Origin of the sequence: Serratia sp. BNK-23, from assembly GCF_047456145.1 — a bacterium.
GTDB lineage: Bacteria > Pseudomonadota > Gammaproteobacteria > Enterobacterales > Enterobacteriaceae > Serratia > Serratia nematodiphila.
Genome location: NZ_CP179900.1, coordinates 157,527 through 168,136 on the forward strand (window position 1 = coordinate 157,527; position 10,610 = coordinate 168,136).

The window sequence follows — 10,610 nt, forward strand, 5'->3', positions numbered from 1 at the left end:
GCGCCGCTGCGGCCCCGTCAGGACTTTCTGCTCATCACGTAGTATTCCGCCGCATCTTCATGCAACCGACGGCCGGTCGGCGCCTGCCACGGATCGATTAACTCGATGCCGCAGTGGAGGAAGTCTTTGGTATTGCGGGTGGCCAGGGCGGCGCCGTAATGCAGGCAGGTGGCGGCGATTTGGGTATCCGGCATGCTGACGCCAATGCCTCGGCGGCGATTGGCGCCCATTAATTCCGCATGCTGCATCGCACAGCCGACGTCAAAGGGTAAGATTCTGTCTGAAAACTCTTCCTGCAGCATGTCGCCGAGGTTAGTTTGCAGTTCGAGCTGTTTCTTGCCGTGAGGCATGCAGGCGATGCCCGTATACAACTCCGCAACCACGATGGCGCTCAAATAGAACCGATACGTATCCTGCTCATCTAACCAGCGCAATACATTGTAGTGAGGCGCCGGCCGCAGCAATTCCGAAACGACGTTGGTATCCAGCACAATCATTTTTCATCATCTTCATCAAAGTTGACGATACGATGAGGGGCCTCATCACGTGGGGGGATCTCCAACTCAACGCCGCCGAATTCGGCGAAGTACTGATGCATGCGTGTTCCTAACCCATAGCGCGGCGGCTTTTTCACCAGCGCCTGCTTCAGGATCATGCGCGCTTCCTCTTCCATGGAGTGGCCGTTTTTCGCCGCTGAAATACGCAGCAGTTCTTTGATTTCGTCGTCCAGATTTCTGACGGTGATAGTCGCCATTTAAACCTCCTTTGCTATCAATGATTGCATTGACTTATTTTCTCGTCTCACTGGTCAAAAAGCAATCACGAAAAAATAAAAAAAGGCGCGGGATCCGCGCCTTAGCTGAAGAGGTAATGCTACCGAATTACAGCTTCGGGCCAGCGCTGACCAGCGCGGCGCCTGCAGGCGTGTCGGTGTATTTGTCGAAGTTGGTGATGAAGCGCTCGGCCAGATCCTGCGCTTTTTCCTGCCACTGCTCGAGGCTGGCGTAGGTATTGCGCGGATCGAGGATCTCCGGATTCACGCCCGGCAGCGCGGTCGGCATCGCCAGATCGAAGATCGGCAGAGTGACGGTTTCCGCCTTGTCGATCTCACCGCTCAGGATGGCGTCGATGATGCCGCGCGTATCTTTGATCGAGATGCGTTTGCCGGTGCCGTTCCAGCCGGTGTTGACCAGGTAAGCCTGGGCACCGGCGGCCTGCATGCGTTTCACCAGCACTTCGGCGTACTGCGTCGGGTGCAGCGACAGGAACGCGGCACCGAAGCAGGCGGAGAAGGTTGGCGTCGGTTCGGTTACGCCGCGCTCGGTGCCGGCCAGTTTGGCGGTGAAGCCGGACAGGAAGTGGTACTGAGTCTGGTTGGCGGTCAGACGCGATACCGGCGGCAGCACGCCGAAAGCGTCGGCGGTCAGGAAGATCACCTTGGTGGCGTGACCCGCCTTGGACACCGGCTTGACGATGTTCTGGATATGATAGATCGGGTAAGAAACGCGGGTGTTTTCGGTTTTCGAACCGTCATTGAAGTCGATGCTGCCGTCGGCCAGCACGGTGACGTTTTCCAGCAGCGCATCGCGTTTGATGGCGTGGTAGATGTCCGGCTCGGCTTCTTCAGACAGCTTGATGGTCTTGGCGTAGCAGCCGCCTTCGAAGTTGAACACGCCGTCGTCGTCCCAGCCGTGCTCGTCATCGCCGATCAACTGACGCTTAGGATCGGTGGAGAGGGTGGTCTTGCCGGTGCCGGACAGGCCGAAGAACACCGCCACGTCGCCTTTCTCGCCCACGTTGGCCGAGCAGTGCATCGAGGCGATGCCTTTCAGCGGCAGCAGGTAGTTCATCATCGAGAACATGCCTTTCTTCATTTCGCCGCCGTACCAGGTGCCGCCGATCAGCTGCATGCGCTCGCTCAGGTTGAAGGCGACGAAGTTCTCCGAGTTCAGGCCTTGCTGCTGCCAGTTCGGGTTGGTGCATTTGGCGCCGTTCATCACCACGAAGTCCGGTTCGAAGTCAGCCAGCTCTTCGTCGCTCGGGCGGATAAACATGTTTTTCACGAAGTGCGCCTGCCAGGCCACCTCGGTGATGAAGCGCACTTTCAGGCGCGAGTCGGCGTTGGCGCCGCAGAAGGTATCCACCACGAACAGGCGCTTGCCGGACAGTTGCTCGGTGACCAGGTGTTTCAGATCGGCCCACACTTCCGGGCTGAGAGGTTTGTTGTCGTTCTTGCCTTTGCCCTGATCGGCCCACCACACGGTATCGCGGGTGATGTCGTCGCGGACGATGTATTTGTCTTTCGGCGAACGGCCGGTGAAGATGCCGGTATCGACGGAGACGGCACCCAGCTTGGTGACTACCCCACGCTCAAAACCTTCCAGAGATGGGTCTGTTTCTTCCTTAAACAGCAGTTCATAGCTCGGGTTGTGAACGATTTCGCTAACGTCGTGAATGCCGTAAGCGGCCAGATCCTGAGGGGTTATACCTTTAACGCGCATGTTACTACTCCTTGGTCACAGAATTTCTGGCGGCAATTGTAGGGATCTAACGGTGCGTAACCGCGATGGGTATCAAATATTTAACGTTTTAGGCGGTATTTCGTTACGATCTGAGAGATAGCACACGGAAAAAAGCAAACGTGCAAACGGCGGGCGTTGGCGGGCGCCGGGCGCGCCCGCTGAAAGGGTGTAACTTAGTGCAACTGGTCGCTTTCGCCGGTGTTACCCGCATACAGCGCGGCAACATCAACCGGGTCAAAGACATAGTGGCTGCCACAGTAGTCGCAGTGCATGTCGATATTGCCGTCCTGCTCCAGCATGTCCGCCACTTCGTCGGTCGGCAGGGTCAGCAGCGCGTCGGCGCAACGCTGGCGAGAACAGGTGCAGCGGAACTGCACGTCCTGTGGTTCGTACAAGGTGACCTCTTCCTGATGGTACAGGCGGTACAGCACTTCGTTGGCCGGCAGGCCGAACAGCTCTTCGCTTTTGACCGTGTTGGTCAGTTGCACCAGATGATCGAAATCATCGAGGTTGCCGTCCTGCGCCGGCAGCACCTGCAGCAGCATACCGGCCGCCGCGGCGTTGCCTTCCGCTTCGCCGGTGCGGATGAACAGGCGGGTTGGCAGCTGTTCGGACTGGCGGAAGTAGGCTTCCAGGCATTCGGCCAGGGTTTCACCTTCCAGGCCGACGACGCCCTGATAGCGCTCGCCTTCCGTCGGGGAAATGGTGATGACCATGACGCCGTTGCCGATCATCTGATGCAAGGTGCTGTCGTCGGCGATAGGCGCCTGGGTGCGCGCAACGCCGCGCATCTCCTGGCGGTTGTTGCCGTTGATCACCGCCAGCTTCAGCGGGCCGTCGCCTTGCAGCTGAACGGTGATGTCGCCGTCGAACTTCAGGGTCGCGGTCAGCAGACTGGTGGCGACCAGCAGCTCGCCCAGCAGTTTTTGCACCGGCGCCGGGTAGTCGTGGTTATTCAGGATCTGCTGATAGGTTTCGCTGACGGTAACCAGCTCGCCGCGCACCGCGTAGTTTTCAAACAGGTAACGGTGCAATTGGTCATGGTTGGACATAATCTTCTCTCATTGCGGTGAGGGGTTATTCCGGCTCACCAAATTTAAATTTCATCAGGTCGCGCCGCTCCTTTTTGTCCGGACGACGGTCCGGATGCGGCATGGTCAACGCGTTCATCTTGCGCGCCAGCGCCATTTTTTCGCGGTTGGCGATGCTGGCTTCGGTTTCCTGATACATTTGCTGCGCCTCGCCGGCGCCGCGGCGTTGGCTGGTCAGCGCCAGCACGATCACCGTACGTTCTTCGTTGCCCTGCCGCAGCTTGAGCTCGGCGTTAAGTTCGACAATCTTGCTCGGCTTGCCACGCTGGCCGTTGTAATGCACCTTGCCGCCGTCGATCATTTCGCGCGCCAGTGCGCGGGTCTTGTAGAAGCGTGCGGCCCACAGCCACTTATCCAGCCGGACCGCGTCGTCGCGCGTCGCTTTTTCCTTCATGCTTCCCCCTTGGCCAGCGCCGGTATCAGCAGGCGGTAGTCGCGCATCGACGGATGGCGCTGGAAGCTTTTCTCCGCCGTGCTGGAGTCCGGGTTTTGCACGCCCAGGCAGTAACGAATGCCGAAAGTGCGCGCCGCGTCGAGGATCGGCTCGCCGTCGTCGACGAACAGCGTGCGCTGCGGGTTGAACCCGGTGTGCTGTTGCACCGCCTGCCACAGACGCTGATCTTCTTTCGGATAACCAAATGTGTGGGTGGAAAACAATAAATCAAGGTGCCGATCCAGACCGGTATGCTCGATTTTCACCGCCAGGCTGTGCGGATGGGCGTTGGTCAGCAAAATGGTTTGCAGGCCGGCGCCGCGCAGCGCCCGCAAAAATGGCTCGGTGTCCTCGCGCAGCCGGGCGCGGCTGCCCACTTCGCTGGTCATGCGGTAGATATCCAGATCCAACCGCTCGCTCCAGTAATCGAAGCAATACCAATTCATGGTGTGCTGCACCGCCTGATATTCCCGCTCAATAATATTGCGGGCTTCATCAAACGGAATGGCGCGCCTTTCGCTCAGCGCTTGCGGCACCAGGCTGAGCCAAAAGTGACTGTCGAATTCCAGATCCAGCAAGGTGCCGTCCATATCCAGCAGCACGGTATCGATCTGCGGCCAATCAAACTCGGGAACCATAAAAACTCCACGGGCGAACCGACGGGCGGTCCGCAGATGAGAATAATAGCGTTAGCGTAGCATAAGCAGATGACAGGGCGGAGGCCCCGGCGTCAGGTTCAGGGCATCGGCCGCATCGACATCGGATTGAGCTGCGGGTTGAAGCAGCTGTCGTAGTAACGCTGGATATCGGCGACGCGGTGTTGATTTATGCGCCGACGCTGCACCAGCCGCCAGGCGTTATAGCCCAGGCTGACGACCACCGCCAGCAACAGCAGGCTGGTGCCGAGGTAGCGCCACAGGGTGATCATGTCCGGTTCGCTGTGCAGCGCCACGTGGCGGGTGCCGTTGGCATCGACGCTGAGGCTGGTGATCACCCCCTGGGCCTGGAACGGGGTATGCAACAGCAGAGTGGAAAGGCGCTGCAGTTCATTCCACTGGTCGAGGGCGTTGTATTCGCTTTGCGGCACCGAGGATTGCGGGTGGCTGACCAGTTGGCGGCCTTCGTCGCTGCGGATCAGGAAACCGCCCGGTGGCGGGCTGTTGAGCGCCGCGGCGGCCAGGCGCGTTTCATTGAAGATGAACGATGACGTGGCCACTTTGGTCAGGCTTTCCAGCGACTCGGCGCTCACCGGGCGCAGCAGAACGTTGACGCCTTGCAGCGCGCCGGACCTGGCGCGTTTCATCAGGCCGCTCCAGTTTTTGGCGTTGCCCAGGTTGACCAAGGCGTTTTTTAACCGCACGCAGTCGTTTTCTGCCTGACATAAATCCTGAGTTTTCAAAACGATATCAGAGAAGTCATCCAACAGGATCATGCCGGATTTCTCGATGGCGCTGGCCAGCTGCGGGTTGACCTTCTGATCGGCGCCGCTCGGATGCAGCTGGCTGTTGACCGTGGCCAGCAGGGCCGTCGCTTTGTCTATGACTTCCGATTCCGGCTGCGGGAGCGGGGCAGCGTTGTTCCAATAGATGCCGGAGCAGTCGAACGGCGCAAAATTGACGGTGCCGCCACCGTTGGCCGGCGGCGGCACATAGCACATGCCGCTGCCGCGCACTTTCAGCGTGTCGCCGATGCGCAGCGGCGTGGCTTCCAGAGCCTGCACGCTGGTCACTTCCACTTTTTGCGCACCCTGCAGCCAGGCCATGCTGAGGGTCAGCGGTAGGTTGAGCGGGATATAGATCAACAGCAACAGCAGTACCAGCGCCGAGCTGGCGACCAGCACCGCGTTGCGGCCCCACTGCTGCAGCGGGAAATTCTTCACTTCGTCATGCAGCGAGAGGAAGCGCCCCTGGCGCACTACCTGCCGATTGAGGTAGACGTCCACATCAGTGGTCTTGCCCAGATCCTGAGTCAGGTACGGCTGCCAATGCGGTGGGTAGATAAGATCGATGATGCCGAGCGAAATGTTGCTGATCTGCCCCTGATCGGACTCGCCGAACAGGCCCCAGCGCTTCGGCGTGCCGCGCAGGCAGTGGATCTCTTTCAGCTCACGCGACGCCGGACGGCGGAACAGGTTCCAGCATCCCCAGGCGATCATCAGCACCGCCACAAAAATCATCCAGGGGATAACCAGCACCGGGCTTATCAGGCTGAAGAACAGCAGCAGCAGTGCGGCGGAGATGATGACGGCTTCGCGGATGCCGTTCGGCCGGTTCAGCGCATGCTCTTCCGGCGTTTCCTTGCGAATATTGACCAGCTCGACATGCTCGCTCTCTTCCTTGCGGATGGACGCGTTTTTGGTCGGCGTGGCGGCCACCACCGGCGGCTGCGGCCGGTCGTGAATGTGATCTTTCAGCGAGTGCCCGTTGAGTGAAATCACCAGCGGCAGCGTCTGGGTTCTGATCACTTCCACATGGTTGTCGGCGGTGATATAGGGTTCCCAAAACGGCGGCAGATGCACCTCTTCCGCGTCGAGGTAATAGCGCCATTTATTGGGATCGTCGCTGGCCAGCCCGTAGCGGGTGATGGCGTGCGTGACCGGATATACGTTATCGCTTTGCGGGGTGAGCGCCAGCTTGGCCGCGGGCAGCGTAGCGCCGCCGCCGGGCAACAGTTTGTTGCTCAGTTTGTTTTGCTGACTGAGATAGAACTCGACCGCGGCGCGCTCTTCGTCGGTCAGCTTGCGGTGGGCAGGCTTGATAAACGGCAATGCGTGCGCCAGCGCCGACGGGTTGCGGGCCTTGAACCACAGGTACAGGCCGGCGGCAATCAGGCAGACAAGCACTAAGGCCAATATCAACACTATTGTGCTCATGCAATCCCCATCTCACACCCGTGAATTTCGCCAACCTGATGAAAAGCTGAATATTATACGGAGTAAACCGCCAGGAGGCACCCAGAACTAATGAGGGAACAAACAGATTCTCGCTCTGGATCTCATTCCTTCATGACGCAAGGCCATTTTATCACTGATTCTTGCCTGCGTGATACTAGCAACCGGCCTCTGCCGTCGATATCGGTATTATCCTATTTTCTTGCGCGCTGTTTGCTGAATCAGTACGGAAAATCGCCGGCCGCTGGCTACGCTTGTTAAAAGAAAGTAAATTACTGTTCATGCGCGTTGCGGCGGAGCTTGCCCTTAACGCACAATGTGATCAGGATCGAATTTGGTCAGCGTTTGAGCGCCAACGAGCCGTGCGTTACGCCAATCATTTTTTCGGTTGCCCCGTCCGCGCCTGGGTAACCTCTTTGAGGCAATCATGGATAAACACCTGCAAAAACCTAAAATTCTGAAAGTGGAAACGGTCGCGCGTTCGCGTTTGTTTAACGTCGAGTCGGTCGATTTGGAATTCAGCAACGGTGTTCGGCGGGTGTATGAGCGCATGCGGCCTTCGGATCGCGAAGCGGTGATGATCGTGCCGGTGATTGGCGATGACCTGCTGCTGATCCGCGAATATGCGGTGGGCACCGAATCCTATGAGCTGGGGTTCCCGAAAGGGCTGATCGATCCCGGTGAAGGAGTGCTGGAGGCGGCCAACCGCGAGCTGATGGAAGAGGTGGGGTACGGCGCGAAACGCTTTGATTTTCTCAGTAAGCTGACGATGGCGCCGTCCTACTTTTCCAGCAAAATGAATATCGTGCTGGCGCACGATCTCTATCCGCAGAGCCTGGAAGGGGATGAGCCGGAGCCCTTGCCGCAGGTGCGCTGGCCGATCGCCAACATGATGGCGCTGCTGGCGGAACCGGATTTCCGCGAGGCGCGCAACGTCAGCGCGCTGTTCCTTTCCGAGGCATTTTTGCGCGCGTCGCGCTGATACGCTTCACGCCGAATAAAAAAAGGGCCAGATTTCTCTGGCCCTTTTCGATCAGAACAGCTCGTGGCTTTCGCCGCCCGGATCGGTCAACGTGGTGCCGGTATCGCGCGATGGGTAGTCCGTCGGCTGCGTTCCTTCGATGAAGTACTCGGAACGGCTGCCGCCGCCACCACCTGAGAGCTTGCCGCTGCTCTTGTCGATGGTGACGCTGATGATGCCCGGCGGCGGCGTGACTTTCTGCTCAGGGATGCCTTCCAGCGCGGTTTTCATAAAGTCGTCCCACGCCGGCTGGGCGCTCTTGGCACCGCCTTCACCGCCGGAAATCTGATCCGGGATAGCGCCGGACACCGTCGAACGGCCCAGGTCGCGGCGGTGATCGTCGAAACCGATCCACACCGAGGTCACGGTATCCGGGCCATAGCCGGAGAACCAGGCGTCCTTGGAACTGTTGGTGGTACCGGTTTTGCCGCCGATATCATGACGCTTCAGATCGCGCCCGGCTCGCCAGGCGGTACCCATCCAACCCGGTTCACCGAAGATATTGCTGTTCAGCGCGTCGTGGATCAGGAAGGCCAGCTGTGTGCTGATGACGTGCGGCGCATACTGTTGGTCGCCGTCCTGCTGTACCTGAGCCGGGGTGACTTGTTCCAGCTGAGGCATCGGCACCGTGCTGTTGTTGCCTTCCTGCGAGGTGGCGACGTTTTCGATGTTGTCGTCGGACAGCACCGCCGAACGGTGGGTATCGCCGTAGATCACCGGCAGGTTACAGCTGCCGCACACCACTTTCGGTTTGGCTTCGAACACCGTATTGCCGTTATCGTCTTCAATTTTGGTGATGAAGTACGGATCGACCAGGTAACCGCCGTTCGCCAGCACCGCGTAGCCGCGTACCAGCTGCATCGGGGTGAAGGAGGCGGACCCCAGCGCCAGCGATTCGGTATGCACGATATTCTGCGCCGGGAAGCCGAAGCGCTGCAGATATTCCGCCGCGTAATCGACGCCCATCGCGCGCATCGCGCGCACCATCACCACGTTCTTCGATTGCCCCAACCCCTGTCGCAGGCGAATCGGGCCGTCGTAGGTCGGCGGCGAGTTCTTCGGCCGCCAGTCGGTGCCAGCGCCGGCATCCCAACGGGTAATCGGCAAGTCATTCAGAATGGTGGCCAGCGTCAGGCCTTTATCCATCGCGGCGGTGTACAGGAACGGTTTGATGTTCGAGCCCACCTGACGCAGGGCCTGCGTGACGCGGTTGAACTTGCTCTGGTTGAAATCGAAGCCGCCAACCAGCGCTTTCACCGCGCCGTCGTTCGGGTTGATAGAGACCAGCGCCGAGTTGACGTCCGGCACCTGCGACAGCCACCAGGCTTCGTTCACTTTACGCACCCACACTTGCTGGCCGGCCTGCACTACGTCGGTGACGCGTTTCGGCGTTGGGCCTTGCTGAGTGTCCGAACGGTATGGGCGCGCCCAGCGCATGGTCGCCATCGGCAGGGCAATGCTGCTGCCGTCGGCCAGCATCGCCGTCGCTTCCTGCGGGTTGGCGGCGGTGATCACCGCCGGCGCCAGCGGGCCGTAGTTCGGCAGGTTTTTCAGCGAGTCGACAATCTGTTTGCGATCCCAGGCCGCTTCGCCGACTTTCCACAGCACGTTTGACGGGCCGCGATAGCCGTGGCGCATGTCATAGGCCAACACGTTATTGCGCACCGATTCCTGCGCCGCCAGCTGCAGCCGCTTGGTCACGGTGGTGTAAACCTTATAACCGTCGGTATAGGCGTTTTCACCGTAGCGCTTGATCATCTCCTGACGCACCATCTCGGAGAGATACGGCGCGGAGAAGCTGATTTCCGGCGCATGGTAATTGGCGACCAGGTCTTCGGAGCGCGCCTGATCGTACTGCGCCTGCGTGATGTAGTGTTCGTCCAGCATGCGCGACAGCACCACGTTGCGACGGGCAACGGCGCGATCGTGCGAATAGAGCGGGTTGAAGGTGGATGGCGCTTTCGGCAGGCCGGCGATGGTCGCCATTTCGCTCAGGGTCAGCTGGCTGACGTCTTTGCCGAAATAGACCTGCGCGGCGGCGCCCACGCCGTAGGCGCGGTAACCCAGATAGATCTTGTTTAGATACAGCTCAAGGATTTCATCCTTGGTGAGCATCTGCTCGATGCGCACCGCCAGGAAGGCTTCCTTGATTTTACGCATCAGGGTGCGTTCCGGGCTTAAGAAGAAGTTACGCGCCAGCTGTTGGGTAATGGTACTGGCCCCCTGCGAAGCGTGGCCGGAGACCAACGCGATGGAGGCGGCGCGGAAGATGCCGACCGGATCGACGCCATGGTGATCATAGAAGCGGCTGTCTTCGGTGGCGATGAATGCGTGCACCATCACCGGCGGAATTTGATCCAGTTTCAGCGGAATGCGGCGTTTCTCGCCATATTGGGCGATCAGTTCGCCATCGGCGCTGTAGACCTGCATCGGTATCTGCAGCCGCACATCTTTCAGCGTTGCGACGTCGGGCAGCTGCGGCTCGACATATTTGTACAAGCCGAAAATCGAGGCTGCTCCCAGCACGATGCAACATACTGCAAGGATTAGTAAATACTTTACGAACTTCACCTGAGATTTCCCATTTCTAAGTCATTTGGGCAGTTTATAAACAACCGCGCGGTAGTATAAAGGCAAGCCTGCGACATGGATA

Annotated in this window: 9 protein-coding genes; 1 reads left to right on the forward strand and 8 read right to left on the reverse strand. The window is 59.3% G+C overall.

What is annotated here, in order from left to right:
- Window positions 1-17 precede the first annotated feature (17 nt).
- The 7 genes from ACMGF9_RS00670 to ACMGF9_RS00700 form a co-directional block, all read right to left on the reverse strand.
- Window positions 18-497, reverse strand: a complete 480-nt coding sequence (locus tag ACMGF9_RS00670; RefSeq protein ID WP_015379310.1) for a type II toxin-antitoxin system VapC family toxin — start codon at window positions 495-497, stop codon at window positions 18-20.
- On the reverse strand, window positions 494-754 hold the full coding sequence (locus ACMGF9_RS00675) for a FitA-like ribbon-helix-helix domain-containing protein (RefSeq protein WP_015379309.1): 261 nt from the start codon (window positions 752-754) through the stop codon (window positions 494-496). Before ACMGF9_RS00675 ends, ACMGF9_RS00670 begins: the two co-directional genes overlap by 4 nt.
- A 127-nt stretch (window positions 755-881) precedes the next feature.
- Window positions 882-2,501, reverse strand: coding sequence for a phosphoenolpyruvate carboxykinase (ATP) (gene pckA / locus ACMGF9_RS00680; RefSeq protein ID WP_414160479.1), 1,620 nt, complete (start codon window positions 2,499-2,501; stop codon window positions 882-884).
- Window positions 2,502-2,695: 194 nt separating this feature from the next.
- Window positions 2,696-3,574 carry an Hsp33 family molecular chaperone HslO gene (gene hslO / locus ACMGF9_RS00685; protein WP_015379307.1) on the reverse strand — a complete coding sequence of 293 codons (879 nt, stop codon included), beginning with the start codon at window positions 3,572-3,574 and terminating at the stop codon, window positions 2,696-2,698.
- Between the two features lie 25 nt (window positions 3,575-3,599).
- Window positions 3,600-4,007, reverse strand: coding sequence for a ribosome-associated heat shock protein Hsp15 (hslR, locus tag ACMGF9_RS00690; RefSeq protein WP_015379306.1), 408 nt, complete (start codon window positions 4,005-4,007; stop codon window positions 3,600-3,602).
- On the reverse strand, window positions 4,004-4,684 hold the full coding sequence (yrfG, locus tag ACMGF9_RS00695; RefSeq protein ID WP_004930298.1) for a GMP/IMP nucleotidase: 681 nt from the start codon (window positions 4,682-4,684) through the stop codon (window positions 4,004-4,006). The genes hslR and yrfG overlap by 4 nt, the downstream gene beginning before the upstream one ends.
- 98 nt (window positions 4,685-4,782) lie before the next feature.
- Complete coding sequence (locus ACMGF9_RS00700; RefSeq protein WP_015379305.1) at window positions 4,783-6,918, reverse strand: intracellular growth attenuator family protein; 2,136 nt, start codon at window positions 6,916-6,918, stop codon at window positions 4,783-4,785.
- A 445-nt stretch (window positions 6,919-7,363) separates the two neighbouring features.
- Between ACMGF9_RS00700 and nudE the strand changes: the two genes are divergently transcribed.
- Complete coding sequence (gene nudE, locus ACMGF9_RS00705) at window positions 7,364-7,918, forward strand: ADP compounds hydrolase NudE (RefSeq protein WP_015379304.1); 555 nt, start codon at window positions 7,364-7,366, stop codon at window positions 7,916-7,918.
- Window positions 7,919-7,969: 51 nt separating this feature from the next.
- Here the strand turns inward: nudE and mrcA are convergent, their stop codons facing one another.
- Window positions 7,970-10,528 (reverse strand): peptidoglycan glycosyltransferase/peptidoglycan DD-transpeptidase MrcA, encoded by a 2,559-nt coding sequence (gene mrcA / locus ACMGF9_RS00710; RefSeq protein ID WP_031300057.1) that lies wholly within the window; start codon window positions 10,526-10,528, stop codon window positions 7,970-7,972.
- Between the last annotated feature and the right edge of the window lie 82 nt (window positions 10,529-10,610).

What these genes read in the sequence shown, in the direction of transcription:
- ACMGF9_RS00670 (WP_015379310.1), bottom strand. Translation starts at nt 497, where the DNA reads ATGATTGTGCTGGATACCAACGTCGTTTCGGAATTGCTGCGGCCGGCG.
- ACMGF9_RS00675 (WP_015379309.1), bottom strand. Translation starts at nt 754, where the DNA reads ATGGCGACTATCACCGTCAGAAATCTGGACGACGAAATCAAAGAACTG.
- pckA (WP_414160479.1), bottom strand. Translation starts at nt 2,501, where the DNA reads ATGCGCGTTAAAGGTATAACCCCTCAGGATCTGGCCGCTTACGGCATT.
- hslO (WP_015379307.1), bottom strand. Translation starts at nt 3,574, where the DNA reads ATGTCCAACCATGACCAATTGCACCGTTACCTGTTTGAAAACTACGCG.
- hslR (WP_015379306.1), bottom strand. Translation starts at nt 4,007, where the DNA reads ATGAAGGAAAAAGCGACGCGCGACGACGCGGTCCGGCTGGATAAGTGG.
- yrfG (WP_004930298.1), bottom strand. Translation starts at nt 4,684, where the DNA reads ATGGTTCCCGAGTTTGATTGGCCGCAGATCGATACCGTGCTGCTGGAT.
- ACMGF9_RS00700 (WP_015379305.1), bottom strand. Translation starts at nt 6,918, where the DNA reads ATGAGCACAATAGTGTTGATATTGGCCTTAGTGCTTGTCTGCCTGATT.
- nudE (WP_015379304.1), top strand. Translation starts at nt 7,364, where the DNA reads ATGGATAAACACCTGCAAAAACCTAAAATTCTGAAAGTGGAAACGGTC.